The following is a 21,659-nucleotide window of genomic DNA, read 5'->3' on the forward strand; positions in this document are numbered from 1 at the left end:
TTATTTAATAAAGGAGTTATATGAGAAAAATAACTAAGAAAAAACTATTTTATCTAGGAATGTCTGCAATTGCATTTGTTGGTGTTTCTAGTGTTTTAACTATGGGAATTCACTCTCATAATCCTAAAAATAACGTTAATAAAAAGTTTGATACTTTAGGTGAAAGGTTGGAAGGTAGCGATTCATCATTAAAAGATGATGTTTTAACTAGCGATAAAAATCTTTCAAATAGAGATAATAACTTACCTAAATTAGAAAAACCAGGTACGAATAATGAAGAACATGAAAATGAAAATAATAAAACTATTATTAAGTTTTTATTAAATGATGAGAGTAAAACACAAATTGGTGAAACTATAGAACTTACCGAGGAAGAATTTGAGTCATTTAACTTAAACTTAAACGTTCCTGAGGGTTATGAATTATTGAATAAAAATATAGAAATAGAAAAAAATAGCGAAAATTTAATTTTTATTAAAGAAATCGTAAAAGATTTAATTTACAAAACTACTTTAAGATTCACATTTGATGAAAAAATCATTTCAAGTGAAGTTGTAACAACAAAAAATGATGAAAAAATAATTCTTTCAAGATATATTCCTAGTGGTTATAAACTTGAAAACGAAAACTTTGAAGTTATTATTAATCAAGTAAATGAAATAAATTTAGTTAAGATAGTTGAAAATCAACCAGAAAAAACCGAAGAAGAAAAACCCAAAGAAATCAAAACAATTCTAAAATACTTTTATGAAGTTAATTTAATTAAAGAAATTGAAATTAGTTCAAATATTGATGCAAAAATTAATGCTGGACAGTATTTACCTTATGGTTATGAATTGGTTGAAAGTTCAATTGATGTTATAATTGGTCAAACTAATTCAATTCAAGTGCAACCTATACCTGTTGAACCAACTGAACCAACTGTTCCAGAAAATCCTGAGAGTGAAAACGAAATTTTTGATGATACTCTTATTAAAGAAGAAATGATTACAACTAAATTAATTTACAAAGATAATCAATCTAAAGAAGTAGTTTTAGAAAAAACTATCGAAACTAAAAAAGGTGAATTAATTTCAGTTAGTTCTTATTTACCAGAAGGATACGAGTTAGTTGAACCTAATCAGTTAGCTATTCCTGGAATTGACAATGAAATTCTAGTAGTTAAAATTCAAAAGGAAACTATTAAAGCACTTGATACAATAATTAAATTTAATTACAACAATAAAACTATTGAAAGTAAAACATTTAAGCTTTTAGAAAATTCTGAGCATACAATTAAAGATATTAATTATGTACCTCTTAATTACCATTTAGTTGATGAAACTATCAAAATTGAAGTAGGACAAGAAAATATCATTAATGTTGAACCAGATAAAGAAGAAATTAGATTAGTAACTACTACATTAATTTATCATGATAATAATATTGAAATATTAAGAAAAGATATTGTAAAACCTGAAGGTGAAACAATTGATTATAAAGAACATCTTCCTGAAGGATATGAATTTGTAAATAAAAATTATTCAATTATTTATGGTAAGGAAAATAAAATCGAAATCCAACCTAAGAAAAAATTAGTTACAACTACTTTAGTTTTCAAAGAAGGTGATAAAGTTATAAGTGAAAAAACTATTAAAGGTAACGATGATGAAGTGATTATAGCTTCAAATTATTTACCAAATAATTACACTTTAGTTGATTCAAATGTTTCTGTCATTACTGGACAAACAAACGAAATTAGCATTAAAAAAGTAGAAGAAATTCATCAAACAGTTTCAACTAAATTAATTTTTATTTTAGATGGAAGTGAAATTGGTTATAAATCAATTAGTTCATTAGATAATGCTGTTATTAATGTTAATAGTTATGTTCCGATTGGGTATAAGGCTAAAAATACTGAACAAGTGATCAAAGTAGGAGAAACCAATAAAGTTGAAATTATTCAAAGTACAATAGTTAATCAAAATTCTCCTATGGGAATGATAATGATTAATTGAATAACTGAAGATGGAACTATATTAGATCCTTTTCAAAGATTTGAAAGAAGTGGTGACGAGATACCTGTAATACAATATATTCCTAATGGGTACGAAGCTTTTGATAGTAATGAAGCTAGAAAAGTAGTCATTGCAAATACAGATAAAAATGTTGCATTTGTTAAAATTAAGAAAAAACAAGAAGTTGTAATTTTACCTACACCAGAAGTTCAACCAGTAACTCCCGAAGAACCGGAGAAAACTGAGGAAGTTGAAAATACTCCTGCACCAACACCTAAACCAGAACCTACTCCAAAACCCGAAGATAGCAATTCTAATAGTGAAAAAATTATTAAAGACAAAACAAATATAGCCGGTAAACCTATTGATCCTAATTCTGTAAATGTGCCGGACGTCGAAAATCCTGATTGAAAAAAATATGAGAATTTAGATAAAAATAAAATTACTTCAGAAACAATAAAAGGTACTAAAGAATTAGTTAATACCTTATATACCGCAATAGGTAAAGACGGATTAAATGATGAAAAAGCTCTTAGAGATGCATTGAGTAAGCAAGGTGTTCCATCTAATATTATTGAAAATTGAGTTGAATATACTAAAAATTACAGAACAAAATATCAAGAACCAGGAAGAGATTTCTTACTTCACTTAAGACTTTGAATGGAAAATGTTAAAAAAGATATTGATAAATATGCTGAAAAAGGAATGGTTCCAAATTTAGATTTCTTGAATAGATTATATAGAAATGAATCGGGAGGAAAAACAACTTGATATGTTGAAGAAGGTGGCGGTTGAACATATCCAAATCCGCTTGACAGTCCAGTAATTAAGAAAATTGTTGATCAAAATAGTACAAGACGTGTTATGAATTATGATACTTGATACTCTAGAGATCCTAAATCAATTCAAGAAGGTAATTTCCCTGGTTGATCTAAAAATGATATCTCTAGTTCATATTCTTCTAGCTTATCAGGAAGCAGCAAGATTTATAGTTATACTAAAGACGGTAAAACACTTAATGTTCTTGAAGTTGATGTTAGAAATTCTGAATCATATAGAAACTTCAAAAGTGATATTGAAAAACTTCAAGGTCAACTTTCAGGTGGAATTAATGGTATTGTAATAAGAAATATTGGTGGTTTTGGCGCTCCTTCAGATCTTAAAGATGTATTTAGAAGTTTACCAAGTACCATCCAAAAACTTACATTATTTTTTGAAGGTAAGGACACTAGTTCACTTATTGCCTTAAAAGATAAAAACATTAGAGAAATTGAATTATACACTTCTCAAAATGGTATTCTTGGTTTAGATAAAGATTGAGCAATTAATCCAAATGCTCTTAAAGGTGTTGATTTTGTACCTTACGATTATAATAATGATATAGATCCAAATAAAGTGGCTGATGATGCTTTAAGAACTACATCTATAACTTTCCAAGTTTTAAAATTTGATGCTGAAGATAATATTACTACAATCAACGAAGGTTTAAGAATTGCTTTCCAAGATAAATACGATTTAAGAGTTTTCCAAGGTTATTGAGGTGAAGGGAGTTGAATCACTCATTTAGATTTTTCAAATGTTAAAGAAATCAGAAGTCTTAAAGATATGGAATTATATGGAAGAGTATTTTATGATTTAACATTATTTAACCCAGATAACAAATTTGAAATAAAAACAAGTGATTTAGCAAGAACTCAATTCAGTGCTTTAATTGTTAAACATCCTAGCGATTATGGAAAATTACACTTTAAAAATGAAAATAATTCAACCGTAAATGTAAATACTTTATATATCTCTGGAAATGCTTCTAATTTAGAACAAGGCTGAGGAACTCAATTAGCTGCTGTTATAAGTGCTGGAAGAAATATCTTTAAGGAAATTGTAGTTGATGATCCTAATATGGTTTCATTAGTTTCGAGTTTTAATACTTACGGCTGATCAATTAAAGTTAAATAAATTTTGTGCGATTAATTCGCACTTTTTATTATGCAGATAATACAATTTAATGGTTAAAAAAACATGTGATCTAAGCTTTCCATTTTTCTGAAAAAAGCGTTTTAATACAAAAAAATATATCTTTTTTTCCTGAGTTTCGAAGTTAGAGTCATAAAAATGACTCTATTTTTTATACCTTTTATACCATGTATAAAAGAACACAAAATAATTTTCGTAAAAAATAATTAATAATTTATTAATTTTGTAATAAATTGTATACAATAATATTGTATGTCGATAAATAATAAAAGATTTTAGATTCGTGATTGGCATACAACATAATGTCCCCTAAACAGGGACATTTCTTTTTTGTTTTAAATACACTATGGAACTATTATTTATTGATTTTGGTTGTTTATATTTATAAACATCCATTTTTTTATTATTAAATTTATTTTTTAAAACATTATAAATTAATTAAAAATATATTTTGAAATTGTTATAAGCGGAATAAATTATTCATATATTTTGTGATAAAAAACATGTTTTCATATTAAACGATTATGAATTTGAATTAAATATACAATCATCATTACCCCTTAATTTTAAAAAAATAAAATTTAGTAGAAATTATTTAATTAAGGTGGTTTTAATGAAGAAACAAAACAAGAAAAAAGCATTAACTATTATAGGGATAGCGGGTTCAATTGGAGCCGCTTCTTTAGGATTTATTAGTGCAAATACTGAAAATAATAATATCAGAAGTACGTATGAGATATATCCAAATCCACATACAATTTCTTATGATGGAAAGCAATCTCTTATTTCAACAAGCGTAAATGTTGTTATTGAAGATGATGTTGACCAAGCTACAATTACTAGATTCAAAGAAGCTCTAGGACTTAGAGGTATAACTAATATAAACCTTAGTAGAAGAATTGTTGATGATCAAACTAACTTTATTTTAGGGATAAAGGGAAATAGAGACACCTTTGTTGATGATTATATAAGTTCCGAAAATATTAGTTATGAACCTGATTTGATGAACAAAATCGATGCTTATGTTTTAAGTGTAAAAGATAACGTTATAGCAATTTATGGTAATGAGGCTGATTCAACATTTTACGGAGCCACAACATTATGGCATATTCTAAATCAACTTGAAGGACTAGAAATTGAAAATATTAAAATTCAAGATTATGCTGACGTTAAAACTCGTGGTGCTATCGAAGGATATTATGGAAATCCTTGAACAGTTCAAGATAGAATTAACTATATGAGTTGGGGAGGGTATTACAAACTAAATGCATATTTTTATGCACCTAAAGATGATCCAAAACACAACTCAAAATGAGCTGAATTATACACAGATGATGAAATTCAAAATCTTATCAGACCAATTGCTGAGGCAGGTAACAATTCAAAAGTTAGATTTATTTATGCATTGCATCCATTTATGCACAACAGACTTGATAATGGAAATGTAGCAGATAAAAAAGAAAAATTGAAAGCAAAATTTCTTCAAGTCATTGAAGCTGGTGTTAGGCAAATTTCTATTTTAGCCGATGATGCCGCTAAACCTAATGAACAATTCCAAATTGATTTATTAACAGAAATGGTCGATTGACTTAAAGAGCTTAAAGCAACTAGATTTCCTGATTTAAAAACAACTCTACCATATGTTGTTCAGGAATATATGGGTTGAGGTCAAGAATATTTTAAACGATTTCCTTCTGAAGTTCAAATAGTTATGACTGGTGGTACAATTTGGGGACAAGTTACTAAAAATTTCACTGATTCATTCACTAATAAGATAGGTGAAGGTCCGATGTTATGAATTAACTGACCATGTACTGATAACTCTAAAGAGCATTTAATTATGGGTGGTTTTAAGGAATTCTTAAAACCTGATGTAAATCCAAAAAATGTCGAAGGTATTATTTTAAATCCTATGCAACAATCTGAACCTTCAAAAGTTGCACTTTTTGGTAATGCAGTTTACTCATGAAATTTATGAAAAACTAATGAACAAGCTGATAAAGCCTGAAATGATGCATTTAAACATGTAGATAGCAAATCAAGTATTGAAACACCGACTTCTAAAGCTTTTAGAGAACTTTCAAAACATATGATTAACCAAAAAATGGATGGTAGAGTTGTAAAACTTGAAGAATCTCTTGAACTCAAATCATATCTTTACGATTTAATCAATAAACTTTCCACAAAAACTTATTCTAAAGAAGAGTTAACTAAATTAACTGAGGAATTCACTTTATTAAATGAATCAGCAAAAATCTTTCTTGAAAATGGAAATGATCGTAATTTAGTTGAACAAATGCGTCCATTTTTAGAATCTTGAGTTGATTTAACCGACTCAGCACTAATCTATTTAGAAATTTTAGAACATATTTTAAATGACAATATTACTAGCGTGAATAATCTTTATCAACAAGCTAAAAATAAATTAATTTTAGCTAGAAATAACCATAAATTTAGATACTTAAGTGAAATGAAAAATGCTGAAGTAGGACCTCAGCACATTCAACCATTTTTGGATGAATTAGATTCATTTTCATCTAAATATCTTAAAGAAAATCTTGATGATAATTTTGTTAGCTTAACTTGAATTTCGGACGTGTTTACCACTCCAAGCAGTGGAAATAAAGACGAAGTATTTAATCAAAATTCTCCAAAAGCAATGCAATTTAAAAATCCATTATATATTATGAAAGATAATTATATCGGAGTTGAATTCAGTAAAGAAATCGAATTAAATAATGTATTTATATCAATGGGTGGTGGAAAGAACCATTTTTACAAATCTAAATTGCAATATAAATCTACCAATGGTGAGTGAACTGACGTAAATAGTAATGTATATGAAAGACCAAATGGCTCAATTATACCTATTGAAGAATATAATTTATCTATACCTAATGTTAAAGCATTAAGATTAGTTTCACTTCAAAATGATATTGATGATAAATGATTAGTGATAAATAGTTTTATTGTTAATAAACCATTAACAAAGAAAGCAGAAACTAGTGATAATAAATTAACTTTTTCAAGTGTTGAACTAGATGGTCTTCAAGTTGCTGGTGGTGATTTAGATAAAATTACTGATGATTCAGAAAATACTGAAGCACATTTACGTTCTAGCGAGCAACCTAAATATGATGGAATTAGACCAAATAATTCAATTGTTTTCAATTTCGATGAAGTTACAGAAGTTGCAAAGTTTGTTTTTGTGCAAGGAAGTTCTAATTCAGGAGACGTTCTTAAGAGCGGTATTGTTGAATATTATGACTCAAATACTTCAACTTGAAAACAATTTGGTTCAGGTTCTTTAGATAGTCAGAAAAAGCAAATAATTATCGGTTATGCTCAAACAAATAAAATCAGAGTCAGAAATTTAGAAGACAAAAAAGTATGATGAAGAGTTGGTGGTGCATTTGCTTATGGCTTTGATGAAAAGTTGGACATTAATTATAAAACAGAGACTGAAAATATTATGATTGGTAAAAATCCTGCCATTAATGATGGTGCTAAAAATAATAAGTTCGACCATCTTTATGACAATAATCCAAGTACGATAGCTTGAATGGCTGGTAAGGATAATGGTAATATTGGAAATAACAGTAAATTAATTATTAATTTTGATAAGTCAATGAGAATTGATGAAATTCTGATTAGACAAGGTGACGGTGATAATTTAAGACAGATTCTTGTAGAAGCTTATACTAATGGAACTTGAGTTGAATTGAATAGAAACACAAATGCTGCAAGAGAATATACAATAGATACTAGAAATAAAGAAGAACATTTTAGTAAGTTAAGAATTAGCTCGCTTGTTAATACTAACATATGATGAAAACTAGCTGATGTAAAAATAACTGAAAGAAAAAGAGCTTCAGATGAATATGTCATTGTAGGTTCAAAAGATAATAGTGTTCTATCACTAAAAAATCAAAATAACTTTACCTTGTTAAACAAATCAAATCAAAATATTTCTTTAGCTAAAGATCAATATATCGGTTTAGACTTAAAATCAATTCAAAAAATTCAATCATTTACTCAAAATACTCTGGAATTAAATAATGCGCAAATCCAAATCTCTGTAAATGGAATTGCATGAGAAAATATCACTTCACTTGAACAAGTTAAAAATAAAGTATTAAGATACATTAGAATTGTAAATAATAATTCTGAGTCAGAAATAAATGTAAATTTTGATAATTTCACCTTAACAGCTGCAAAAACAAACGAATTTGGCGAACTAGTCAAAACAACTTTACCTGAAGGAAATTCAGGTTGAGGTGACACTCGTTATAATAAAGCTGCTTTTGACGGAAAGATGAATACATCTACTAAATTTGGTGTTTCTCCAACTTTAGGAAAAGAAATAATTTATGACTTAGGAAAAGAAATTGATATTCATAAACTAAGAATTTATGCTCCAGATTCAACTAGTGATTTTCCTAGAAGTATTGATGTAATGTATGGAACTGAATTAAATGGTGAATATCAAACTTTATTTAGTATTGGTCATGAAGAAAATAGAGATATTAATTTAATCGATGTACAAAATAACTATAGTTATGTTGATTCAAAATACCCTAACGTAAGATTTTTTGGAAATATAGATAATTTAGAAAATCCAGTAAAAGCTAGATATATTAAGTTATTAATCACTAAAAACTATCCAGATAGAGCTTTAATTATTAGTGAAATTCAAATTAATGATGGTCAATATATTTCACTTGATAATGATCCTAGATTTAACGGAGCAGAAGAAACAGAAAAAAATACTCTGGCAAGTAAAATGATTGATGGGGATTTCTTAACTTACTATGAACCAAAAATTTCAAATTCATCAATAACATTTTTCAATGATGATCCTCAACCTAATAAATTTGTTAAATTTATCACTAGTTCAGAAAACTCAGATGCAAATGTCGAAGTAAAAACAGCAGATTCAAATGGTGATATTCATCAAATAACTCTCGGTAAACTTTCATTTAATAATATTGGATTTAGAGTTCCAAGTGGTCATTCTATTTTAGAATTAAAAGTTTCTTGAACTGAAACAAAACCTAAAATTAATGAAGTGATTTTCTTTAATTCAAATGAAACTGAAGAATTAAATAAAGATGAATTAAACGCTTTAATTTCTAATTTACCAGAAGACTTTGATTTATGAGTGAAAAGTAACAAAGATGCATATAATGAAACAGTTGAAATAGCTAAGAAAATTTTAACTTTTGAAAACGTAACTCAAGCTACAATAAATGAAATTAAGCAAAGTTTAAACAGTATTATTCAAAATAAAAAATTAAAAGGTGATTTTAGTAAATTAATTGAAGAATTAAATAATGAAATTACTAATTTTGAAGATTATTTATCTTCAACTACATCTGAATATAAATTAGCTATTTCAAAAGCTAAAAACTTAATTAAGAGTGAAGAGGTTACTCAAAGATCAATAGATTCTTCTCTTAATCAAATAATTAGAGCTAAAACTGTTTTAAGATATTCTCCAGTAAATAAAGATACACTTCAAATTAAAGTTAATGAATTTGAAAAATTAGATAAAAGTAGATTTAGTGAAGAAACTTATAATTTATTAAAGGATAAAGTATTACAAGCTAAGCAAACTATATCTGATGATAATGCTATTACAGAAAATTCTCAAAAAATCCATCCTTCAGTATTTAAAAATCTTTTAGATGAATATAATAATTTATACCAAGACATTGTTGATTCTGAAAAAGGAGTTAGATACAAAGAATATCTAAAAATCAGAGATTTAGCATATAAATTTATTGATGAAAATGGTTCAAACTGACAAATTTTATCAAGAAATCTAAATGCTAAGGTAACCGAAAAAGATATTGAAGTTAAAAGTGAAAGTTCTACAGTTGAAATTATTGATCAAGCTATTGTTGAATTAACTAATTTAATTGCTGAAAACCAAAGAATTAAATCTAATAAGATCGCAAAAATTAAAGAATATGCTAATGGTGTTGTTTTAAATGAAAATAGTGTTTACACTACTGAAAGCTATAATTACTATAAACAATATGCTGACAAATTAATCGATTTATCAAGTGACAGTAGAAAAATTTATGAAGAAGAACTTGATGAATTATTTAGCAATTACATTCAAGCTAAAAATAATTTAAGTTTTAATGATTCAGTAGATTTAGAAGAAATTAAACAAGCTTTATTAAGTTTAGTTAAAACCTTGGAAGAAAATGAAGAATACATTTCAAAAATTCAAAATAGCAGTGATGCAAGAACATTAAAAGCTTTAAGTAATGAGATAGATCTTAAAATCGAAGAGCAAAATACAAGAAAAATCGAATCTAAACGTCAAGAAGCTAACGATTTATTAGTTGAACTTTCTAAAGAAAATAATGATTTAACAAATAATTTAACCTATGAATTAAATAGCTCAACAGATCTTGAAAGTCTTGAAAGCGTGATAGTAAAAATTAAAGAAGAATTAAATCAAATTAAGTCTGCTTTAGTTGAAGAATTAAAAAATGAATTAACAGGATTAGAAAATAGTGAATTAAAACAAAAAGTTAATTTAAGTATTTCTAATGTTGAACAAGTATCGATTGAGCAACTAAGAAACTTTATAAGAGAAGTTGTTAATGAAAAAGAAAACGAGCTAATTAAAAAAATAACTAAATTTAAGGTTGAAAATAATGATTTAATCTCACAACTTGAAGAAAATCTTGAATTATATTTAGCTAAACTTAAATCTGCAACTACGCTTGAAGAGTTAACTAATTTAAATTCTGAATTAAAACCTATTATTCAAAATTTAATTTCTAAATACAAGAAAATTGCATTTGAAAAATTATATGAGTTGGAAAATAAAGAAAACTACAGTAGTTTAATTGAAAGTAGTGAAAATGTTAGTCAATTAAAAAACTTAATTAGTGAAATTCAAGACAAAATCAGTAATGAAAAAACTACTAAGAAAGTTGATGAATTAACTGCAAGAATAAATGAATTAGAGGATCCAAAATTAGTTTCTGATTTATTAAAAGAGTTAAATAATATAAATGATTTAGCTGATTACGATGTTTTTGCTGAAAAAGTTGAACAAAAAGTTGTTGAACTCATCGAAAACTTAAAACAAAAAGCAATTGAAATTTTAGAAAAATTAGAAAACAAAGATAATTTAAGTGCTGAACAAATTCAACAAATTAAAGTACTTAAAGAAATTAGAGAACTTTTATCGAAACTTGAAGTTAAACTTGAAGAACAAAATAATATCCTACAAGAAATATTGAATTCTAAGAAACAAGAATTATTAAACAAAATTAATAATTACAGTGAACTACAAAGTTATACCGAAAACATTAATAATAGTTTGACTATTGAAGAATTAAATATAATTGAACAACAAATCGATCTAAAAATTAATGCCTTGATTGAAGCAAAAATTAATAATAACAAAATTTGAATTAATGCCAATGTTAGTTTATTAAATAGAGATCTTGAATTGCTTAAAAATCAAGAAATTCAAGATGAATTAATTAATATATTAAATGAAAAAATTAAAGAATTGCAAAACTTAAATCCTTTAGAAATTAGTGAAACCGAAAAAGAAAGAGAAAATTCAAAAGTAAGTGAATTATTAGTTAAAACAAATAACTTACTCAAATCAAATTTAGTTTCTTTACCAACATATGAATTACCATTAAACAAAGAAATAATAAAAAATAATATTAATATAATTACAAATCTCCTCACAAATAATAACTCCGTATCTGATTTAAGTGTTGAAGATAAAGAAACTATCAAAAACAACATTTCTAATTTAGATTATTCACTAGAACTAAAAGATTTAATAGATAAGCAAATTGAGATCATTAAGCAATATGACGATTTATGACTAAAAGGCAAAAAAGCTCAATTGCAAAATGATTTTGAGCAATTGAATAACTTGAAACATCAAATTGACAAGCTAATTGTTGATAATAAATTAACTGAAAATGTTCAAATTCATGAATTAATGGCTAAAATTAATTTAACCCCAAATAATAGTTCAATTTTGGAATTAACAACTCTTAAAAATCAACAAAAAGAATTAATAGATAAAATTAATGAATTAATCGAAAATAATAAAGCTGATTCAGAACAAACACCCGAAAAAAATGAAACTAAATCAAGCAAATCTCCAATTTTAATCGCTATAAGTGCAATTCTATTAGTTATTATTGCATCGGCTTCAGTATTTAGTTTCCTTAAATTCAAAAAACATAAAAAGAAATAATTTTTAGACGCAAGTAACTGCTTGCGTTTTTTTGTATAAAAAAAGCGTAAGATAACTTACACTTCCTATGCTTTAGTTTGTTTATAGTATTCAAATACAACTTTAGAATTTAAATAATCTTCTATAGGTGCTAAACCTTGATATTGTACTTTATCACCATTGTCAACTCAAAAAATATCTTGTGCAATTGGATCTAAATTAAAATCATCATCTATAAAATAATTCTTATAAACAAATAATATATCAGAATTTATTGCAGTAGCGTAATTTATGAAATCAAAGTTATCTAAATTCAGATATTCGTGACTCATCTTATAATTTACTATAGAGTTATATTGTTCTGAATTATATTCTTTTTCATTTAGATTAACTGTTGAGAGATAGCCAGTTGCAATATGTTGTAATCTTTCTAAACTAAAGTCTTTATTTTGATTAGCAAAACTTTTAGTTAAGTCAAAATTTAGATATTCATTAAATTTTTTTAATATTGCTAAAACAAGCAATTCGTTCATTTCGGTTGATTCGTTAACTAGATTTGTGTAATTCAAGTTGCTTTTCTGATTACTTAGATTTTCAATCACTGGTTGAATAAATTCGGAAATAACGCTAATATAATGATTTTCCATTAAATCATTAGTTTTGATATATTTTGAATAATGTAATTCATTGATGCTATCTAAGAGTTGATTTGCAAATTGATTAGAAATATTCTCATCACGATAATAATTAAACAATTCGCTATATTTAGCAAATTGAAAATCTTTGAATAATTTTTCTTCTGATTTAATTAAAGCTAAATTTTTAGCTTCTTCAAATGAATAATTAGAATAATTTTGCTTTATTTCTAAAAAGCTTTGGTAATTTAATGAAAGATTTTGGAATATATTATTACTAATATAATCAGTAAAATTGTCATTATTTTCTTTTGCGTTTGTTGAACTAAACATAATTCCGTCAACTAGGAAAATATTTTGACTAGGTCTAACAAATCTTATTGTTTGCCCATCTATAGTTAGTTCTGAATTATCGCTAGAATAATATGAATCGACAGCGTCACCATTATACATAATTGTAGCGTTGGTTGGATCATGGGGATCGACAAGTCGATTAACAATCTCTAAACCTTCCCCTTTAAATGTGATGTGTTTAGTATCATTAAAATCATACCCAGTTCCATCTTTAATTAACGACTTAAAATTATCTATTAACCTAGTGTAAGTTTCTTCAGTAACTTCACCGGTGAAATTTTCGCTTGTTCGTATACCATCTGTACCTAAAATTACATCATAAGTTGATCCGTATAGCATATTATCTCTGAATGCATCAGTAATCATGTATTTGTTATAACCAACAGTTTTAAGGGCTTTTAGGATATCTATAATGCCAAATTTTGTGTTAGACGATTCGAATCCTAATACTTTATTAAAGTCGATCTCATTTAATAATTTACCATCTTGGTCAACTTTTCTGTATTTATCATCGATATTTAATTTATTGATATTGTAAGTTATGACCATATCTTGGATGATATATGGAAAGAAATATTCTCAAAGATGAGCATTAATTTCATTTCCGTTTTCATCATATTGTAAGTATTTGTCATAACTTTTAAGATGCAGGAAGACGTTATCACGTAAAATTACTCTAACAGCTTCTTCGTAATCTTCTTCTTTCAATTCAGGCATTTTAAGCAATTTAGAATAATTTATTTTACTTAATTTACCTTGTCTTATAAGTTTAGTTGCTAAAAATTCTGTACCAATACCAAGTGCAGCATGGTTATTTAACATTGCGGTTTGAAATTCATTGATTTCATTAAATTGTTTGTATAAGAAATTTTTACTTAGTTCTTTTTCATTATTTTTTGATATTGCGGCTTTATAGTTATAAAAACTAGGTTTAAATTTGTTTGTTACTTTATAAATGACGCTAGCACTAAAAGCTCCAACAGCTGCAGCGATCCCTAGTGAATATAAGATTATTTTTGCTTTACGCTTTAAAGTTTTCATTATCACCTTTATTAATTTTTGGTTTTTATTTTTATAATCTTTTTTGTTCTTTTTAAGTTAAATATTTAGCAAATTATACATAAAATAATTTTTATTTTTCAAAAAAATCAAATTCTAAAATTACTATAAAATAGAGATATTTTATGATTTTGTTTGTTTATAATATTCAAAAGTTATTTTACTATTTAGATAATCTTCAATTGGTGAAATTCCTTGATATTCAATTTCTTCATTTTCATCAATTCAAAGAATTTTTCTAACTGTTTCATCATGTGTCAAATCACCATTATAGAAGTAATTTTTATAGATTATATTCATATCTAAATTAACTCCAGTGGTATAGTTAACGTAATCGAAATTATCTAAATTTAAATATTTTGTATTTATTAAATCATTAATAAATTCATTATATTCATCTGAATTAACTTCACTTTCAGTTATGGTGATAAATCCTAAATAACTAGCAGCTTTATCAATTCAATTCATTTTAAATTCATCAGTGTATTGTTCGATGATATTTTTTTCAGGATTAAATTGTAATTCATCACTAAATTTATTTAATATCGCAAACATTAAAGTTTTTTCCCACGTTTTATCATCATTTTGAGTAGAATTTAATACTAATTGATCGATTTTATCTTCAAAGTAGTTTTTAATTACTTCAACATAAAAATCATTTAAGATATTATCTTGATTTTTGGAAGCAATTTCAAAATGTTTAGAATTAAATAAATCTACAATTTGTTCTGAGACTTGATTATAGTTATTCTCAAAGTATGAATCTTGTTTGATTAGCTCTGCTACTTTAGCTGTTTGTCAATCCTTAAAAACCTTTTCTTCTGCTTTGATCATTGCAAGTTTTCTTAGTTGTTCAAATGAAAGATTAGGTAATTCTTTTTTAAGTTTTTGATATTCAATGTAAGCAAGATTGACATTTTGATACACATTATCAGTAAGATAATTCATATATAACTTATTATTTTCTTCAGAATTTGAAGCGCTAAACATTATGCCATCTACTAAATATACATTTTTATTAGGTCTAACAAAACGAATTGTTTCACCATCAACGGTTGAGGCTGCATTATCGTTTGAATAATATGCATCAATACCATCACCATTATACATAATAGAAACGTTAGTTGAGTCATTAGGATTAACTATTGTATTAACAATTTCTAATCCATCTCCTTTAAATGTTATATGTGAAGTGTCATTAATATTAAAACCTGAACCATCTTTTATTAAATCTTTGAAATTTTTAATTAAACGATCATATGTTTGTTCAGTTACTTCACCAGTAAAATTTTCATCTGTTCTAGTATAAGGTTCATCAAGCAGTATGTCATAAGCTGAACCGTAAAGCATATTATCTCTTATAGCATCAGTTATAATATATTTATCATAGCCAACCTTACCAAGAGTTTTCATAATATCAACCATGCTAAATGCATCTTTATTTTTAGAATTTAATAATTTTGAAAAATCAATTTCATTTAATAATTCACCATCTTCATCAACTTTTTTGTATTTATCATCAATTTTAACTTTTTGGATGTTATAAGCAATAATAGCATCTTGAATAAAGTATGGAAAGAAATATTCTCAAAGGTGAGCATTGATTTCGTTTCCGTTTTCATCGTATTTTAAGTATTTATCATAACTTTTTAAGTGGTTGAATACAGATGGTTTTAAAATTACTTTTATAGCTTCTTCATAATCTTTTTCTTTTAAATTTGGAAGGTTTAGAAATTTTGAATAATCAATTTTAGATAACTTACCTTTAATTATTAATCTTGTAGCTAAATATTCAGTTCCAATTCCAGCTGCTGCTCTGTTATTTAGAATAGCATTTTGGAATTCACTTAGTTCATTGAATTGTTTATATAAAAAATGTTGTCCAATCTTTTCTTCATTACTTTTTGAAATAGAAGCACGGTAATTATAAAAACTAGGTTTGAATTTTTCTGAAATTTTATAGGTTACTACGCTTGATAAAATTCCAACTGAAAGAAGTGAACCTGTAATTAAAGCTGTATTTCTATATACTGTTTTTTTAAAGTAATTTTTAGACATCCATCTCACCTCCTCGTAAATTTAGTTCGATAGTATTTTCAAAATTTCCTTTATTTTTATTTTTGTTAAATAATCTTTTAATAATTATTGATTTTTTATTTCTTTTAATGTGTTTATTTTTAATACTAATATAAATTGCATTTCCAAAAATAACCATAATTAAGGCAATAACACCAAAACAAAGTGCTCAAGCCTCAAATTGTCCTTCATAAAGTTTAAGACCTAATGTAGGGGTGTTTGATGTTGTTCTGGTGATAATAAAGTCATCAAAACTAAATACACAACATACTACAGCAGTCATTATTATTGAAGGAATCATGTATACAAAATATGTTTTAAATCAAGATCTAATTTTTGAGTATCCTAAATCCATTGATGCTTCAAATAAGTTGTTATTGAATTTTTCACTTCTTGGATACATTAAGAATATTGCGTAAGGTAAAGTCATAACAGCATGTCCAATTACAACTCTAGAGAAACCCTCATTATCTGAACTAATAACACCAAAGAATAAAGTAAAAACTAATACTAATCCAATAGCTGTAATATTATCTGGATTAATTAAAGGGATATTTGATGTTGCACTAAGAGAACTTCTTAAAACTCTACTTTTTGAACGATAAACTGCATAAACCGAAATTAGTGAAATGGTAATTACGATGATCGAAGTAAGAATTGCTAAAATAATTGAATTAATTAAAGCGATATCTCTACCTGAGTTAAATATAGTTGCTCAGTTACTTCATGAGAATTTTGATCAAGATGTTAAATATGTACCTTTATCACTGCTTTTATTGAATGTGAAAATTGCACCAACTACAAGTGGAATATAAACAAATGCTAAAATTATAAAGACATAACTACGTTTAATTGTTTCTCAAATCTTACTCATAAGTAAATCCTCTCTTGAATCTAAAAACAATTTTAGGTGCAATAATAATAATCGAGTAAATTCCTATAAAAATAAATGAAACAACAATAACCAATGATGAACCTTTAGCTAAATCGTATTTATTTCCTGGGTTAATTGTAATGTTGATTAAATCCCCCACCATTTGTTTTTGAGTTCCATCAGGAAGTAATTTAGCTGAAACTAAGAATGTAGTTGCTGTGCTTAAAAAGATCATACTGTAACCACTTAAAATAGCCTTAAGAGAATAAGGAATAATAACTTTAAATACAGTTTTAAATGTGTTGTATCCCATGTCACTAGATGCTTCAATAATATTTCTAGGCATGTCTTTTAACACTGTATAAAGAGGCATTATCATTAATGGTAAATTCAAGTAAAATAAACCAAAAACTAAAAATCATTCTGAATTTAAACTGTCAACATTATTTGGATCAATAATATTTAAGAACAATGTTCTAATTGAATAAATTCTTGCAATAGTGAAAATTGCCATAGGACTTAAAATTAAACTAATGGCATAAATTTTAAATATTTTTGATTTGCTACTTGAAACAAAATATGCGTAAGGGAAACCTACTAATAAACATAGAATTGAAGAGATAATCCCAATTCTTAATGAACGAAAAATAATGCTTCAAGTTGAGTAAGTTTTTATTAATTCTCAGTTGTCACTAATTGAACCATTTGGTGTTTTTAAAGGAGCAAAAGCACTAACGATAATTAAAATAATTGGAAGAATAATTAATAATAGAGCAATTAATAAATATGGACTAAGTAATCAACCACGTTTATTATCACTGGTGAATAATCTATCTTTAATTTTTGAAAACATTAGATTCGTAATCTCACTTAGGATCTTTAGCCATTAGATGAATTGAGTCGATAGTTCAACTTAAGTAAACTGTATCACCAATTTCGAATTTTTTAGCTGTTTCAACAAAAATCTCTTGTCCATCATTAACAACTACTTTAATGTAGTAATAGCTTCCTCTATATGTTAAATCTTCAATTACTCCCTTAATTCTTTTGGCACTTTTTACTTCTTTATCAGTAATATCGATATCTTCAGGTCTAATTAATGCGTCAACTCTTGAATTAATTGGGAATTCATCTTCGGTGTGAATTGTCTTAAATTCACTGTTAAGCATTTTTACGTTTCCACCTTTTACAAATTTAGCATCAAAGATATTTGAGTCACCGATAAAGCGAGCAACTCAAATGTTTTTTGGATAGTCATAAATTTGTTTAGGTGTGTCATATTGTTCAATTTTTCCAGCACGCACTATAGCAATTCTATCTGATAAAGCAAGTGCTTCATTTTGATCATGTGTAACAAAAATAAATGTTAAACCAAGTTCTTGTTGAATGCTTCTAAGCAACACTTGCATTTTTTGTCTAATTTTAGCATCAAGTGCACTAAGTGGTTCATCAAGAAGCAAAATTTCTGGTTCAATAACTAAACTACGAGCAAGTGCAACACGTTGTTTCATACCACCAGAGAGTTGACTGATTGCTCTGTTTTCATTCCCTTTTAGACCAACTAATTCAATCATTTCAGAAATTTTTTGATCCATTTCTTCACGTGTCATTTTTCTTTTGAAATAACGGTTTTCAAATGCTTGAGTTTTTTGGATGACATAGTTTTCTCAATATGAGTATTTAAAGTCAGAATCGTCTAATCAATTTTGACGTTTTCTGTATTGTAATGTTTTTGGTTTAAGAGTTTCTAATTCTTTTTCATACTGTTCTTGAATTTTGTCAAGTTTTTTCATTTCAAGATCAGCTTTTTTAGTTCATATTTCAATTTTTTTCTTTAATAAATTAATGTGTTTTTCATTTACAGTTTTCTTAGGTACTCTTTTTAGTTTAAGACCATATCTAATGTTTCCTTCAACATTAAGATGTGGAAAAAGTGCATAGTCTTGAAAAATTGTAGATAAATTTCTTTTATATGGTGGTAAATCCTTGATATCACGATTATTAAATTTAATTTCACCACGAGTAGCTCATTCAAAACCACCAATAAGTCTTAAAATAGTTGTTTTACCTGAACCAGAAGGACCAAGCAAAGTTACGAATTCACCTTTAGTAATTGTTAAATCAACATTATCTAAAACTACTTTAGAGCCAAATTCTTTAACAACTTCTTTTAATTCAACAATTGAATTTTTTTTAGCTTCTTTTTTAGCCATTTTAACCTCCTTAATAAATAATTAATTAAAAATTCAAAGTTTATTTGGATTAGGGGAGGCTAAATCATATAAATCTTTAAGATATTCCTCAACAAAAAAAGATAATTTTGGGTACTGAATATCACTAAAAATTACAAGAATAAATCTTGTAATGTTTTGGTGAATTTTCTTCAGTATTTTAATCATGTAAAACATTATACAAAAATTAAAAAAAATTTACCAATAATAGTTTAAAAAAATAATTAGTTTTTTTTCACTAAAATAACTATTTTATAGTAATAAAAAACTGAAAATAAATTTTGTTTTTTCTAAAAAAATTATCAAAAAAATAAAACTAAAAAATTTACCATATTTTTGCAATAAAAATTAAGCGATTTCACTGCTAAAAAACATTAAATGCTATAATATTTTCATTATACTAGAAGGGGATATATGTGAAAAATGTTTAAAATGCTTCCAAAGAAGATTAAGTTTTTCTTCTTCGTTGGAATATTTTTAATTTTGCTTAATGTTATTATAAGTTTAATCTTACCTGGTTTTATTTCACAATATGTTGTTTTAGCGGTAAGTTCAAGTGATGCAAAAATTGTTTCACTTAAAGTTTTTAATAAATTTATAGTAGCCACAGGAACTAGAAGTGAAATGTTAACTGAATTAACAATAATTTCAGTAATATTAATTCTTTTAGCATTTTTAACTTCATTTTTAAGTATTGCAATTACTACTTGAGGTGGTGAAAGAAGCAGTGAATTTTTTAGAAACAAAATTTTTAATAAAATTCAACATCTTTCATTACATGATATTAATAAGGTTACTCCTGAGAGTTTAATTACTAGAATTTCAAATGATGTTGCTATTTTCTGAGAATTACTTATTAGTGCTACAAACGCTTTAATTAGAGCACCATTACTTATTGTTGGTGGGATAATTTTTACTATTATTACCGATCCAAAATTATCTTTATCTATATTTTTATACTTACCAATTTTAATTATTGTTTTGATTGTAATGATTAAAATTAATAATCCATTATTAGTTAAAAACCAAATTACTATCGACAAAATCACTAAAGAAGTTGAAGAAAATATTCTTGGTGCTAGATTAATTAAAACATTTAATCTTAAAGAAAAACAAATGGACAAATTTACTCATCAAAACAATAAATGATTGAAATTCCAAACTAAAATTAACAATGTTTTTGCTATTGGACATCCAGTTTTCTTTGCGTTAATTAACCTTGTTGCAGTCGCTATTTATTCACTAACTGCTAACACACTTTTTAACAGTACTAATCCAGATGTGCAAGAATTGGCAAACATTAATGTATTTTTAGAATATATTTTTACTATTTCTTTAGGTATTGTGCTTTTTAGTACTTTCTTATTTGTGTTTTTTAGAGCTAGAGTTAGTTGTGGAAGAATTAATGAAGTTTTAGACTTTAAGAATCAAGATCTTAAAGTTGAAAATGGTCTCTCAATTGAAAGTACTGTTGAAAATCAAAATGGTCTTTCAGTACAATTTAAGAATTTTAATTATAAATATTTTAATGATTCTGAAGAATATGCCTTATATGACATTAATATTGATCTTAAATCAGGTGAAACTCTTGGAATTATAGGTCCAACTGGTTCAGGAAAAAGTTCATTAGCTAATTTATTAATTAATAATTATAAATACGATACAAAAGTAAATGGACACATATTAGTAGATAACAAAGAAGTAAATCGAATTAATACAACAGATTTACATAAAAATATTGGTATTGTATATCAAGATGCATTGTTGTATTCAGGAACAATTAAAAGTAATTTACTTTTTGCTAAACTTGATGCAACTGAAGAAGAAATAAGCAAGGCATTATTTAACTCTTGTGCCATAGATTTTGTGCAAACTTTTGAAGACAGAAGCGATCATATAGTCGAACAACGTGCTAAAAATTTAAGTGGTGGGCAAAAACAAAGACTATCAATTGCTCGTACACTAATAAATGATCCTAAAGTCCTAATTTTAGATGACTCAACAAGTGCGCTTGATAATATAACAACTAAAAAACTATTAAATAATATTAAAGAAAATTATAACTGTACAACTATTATAATTAGTCAAAAAATTAGTTCTATTAAACATGCTGATCAAATTATCGTTCTTGAAAAAGGAAAAATGACTGGTCACGGAACACATGAAGAACTTATCAAAAGCAATGAATGATACAAAAATACCTTCACAAACCAATTAGAACAATAA

9 protein-coding genes are annotated in these 21,659 nt (G+C 26.2%); 3 read left to right on the plus strand and 6 right to left on the minus strand.

Annotation, left to right across the window (positions count from 1 at the left end; translation table 4 throughout):
• The first annotated feature begins 20 nt into the window (after positions 1 to 20).
• Both FRW55_RS01285 and FRW55_RS01290 read left to right on the plus strand, forming a co-directional pair.
• Positions 21 to 3,953 (plus strand): putative immunoglobulin-blocking virulence protein, encoded by a 3,933-nt coding sequence (locus FRW55_RS01285; protein WP_146368402.1) that lies wholly within the window; start codon positions 21 to 23, stop codon positions 3,951 to 3,953.
• A 631-nt stretch (positions 3,954 to 4,584) separates the two neighbouring features.
• Positions 4,585 to 12,225: a beta-N-acetylglucosaminidase domain-containing protein gene (locus tag FRW55_RS01290; protein ID WP_146368403.1), complete on the plus strand. Its 7,641-nt coding sequence runs from the start codon at positions 4,585 to 4,587 to the stop codon at positions 12,223 to 12,225.
• Positions 12,226 to 12,290: 65 nt separating this feature from the next.
• Here FRW55_RS01290 and FRW55_RS01295 read toward each other — a convergent pair whose 3' ends face one another.
• The 6 genes from FRW55_RS01295 to FRW55_RS04080 form a co-directional block, all read right to left on the minus strand.
• On the minus strand, positions 12,291 to 14,234 hold the full coding sequence (locus tag FRW55_RS01295) for a hypothetical protein (RefSeq protein ID WP_146368404.1): 1,944 nt from the start codon (positions 14,232 to 14,234) through the stop codon (positions 12,291 to 12,293).
• A 141-nt stretch (positions 14,235 to 14,375) separates the two neighbouring features.
• Positions 14,376 to 16,310 carry a hypothetical protein gene (locus tag FRW55_RS01300; RefSeq protein ID WP_146368405.1) on the minus strand — a complete coding sequence of 645 codons (1,935 nt, stop codon included), beginning with the start codon at positions 16,308 to 16,310 and terminating at the stop codon, positions 14,376 to 14,378.
• Positions 16,303 to 17,202 carry an ABC transporter permease gene (locus FRW55_RS01305; protein ID WP_146367274.1) on the minus strand — a complete coding sequence of 300 codons (900 nt, stop codon included), beginning with the start codon at positions 17,200 to 17,202 and terminating at the stop codon, positions 16,303 to 16,305. Before FRW55_RS01305 ends, FRW55_RS01300 begins: the two co-directional genes overlap by 8 nt.
• The gene (locus FRW55_RS01310) at positions 17,195 to 18,055 is read right to left on the minus strand and encodes an ABC transporter permease (protein WP_146367275.1); all 861 of its coding nucleotides are present in this window, start codon (positions 18,053 to 18,055) and stop codon (positions 17,195 to 17,197) included. The genes FRW55_RS01305 and FRW55_RS01310 overlap by 8 nt, the downstream gene beginning before the upstream one ends.
• A complete protein-coding gene (locus tag FRW55_RS01315; protein WP_146367276.1) occupies positions 18,039 to 19,415 on the minus strand; it encodes an ABC transporter ATP-binding protein in 1,377 nt (458 codons plus the stop codon). The genes FRW55_RS01310 and FRW55_RS01315 overlap by 17 nt, the downstream gene beginning before the upstream one ends.
• Before the next feature lie 21 nt (positions 19,416 to 19,436).
• Entirely contained in the window at positions 19,437 to 19,601 is a 165-nt protein-coding gene (locus tag FRW55_RS04080; protein ID WP_162847749.1) for a hypothetical protein, read from the minus strand.
• Between the two features lie 246 nt (positions 19,602 to 19,847).
• Here FRW55_RS04080 and FRW55_RS01320 point away from each other — a divergent pair, with 246 nt between their 5' ends.
• On the plus strand, positions 19,848 to 21,659 hold the full coding sequence (locus FRW55_RS01320) for an ABC transporter ATP-binding protein (protein ID WP_146368406.1): 1,812 nt from the start codon (positions 19,848 to 19,850) through the stop codon (positions 21,657 to 21,659).

Origin of the sequence: Mycoplasma anserisalpingitidis (genome assembly GCF_007859615.1) — a bacterium.
In the GTDB taxonomy this organism is placed as follows: Bacteria; Bacillota_I; Bacilli_A; order Mycoplasmatales; family Metamycoplasmataceae; genus Mycoplasmopsis; species Mycoplasmopsis anserisalpingitidis.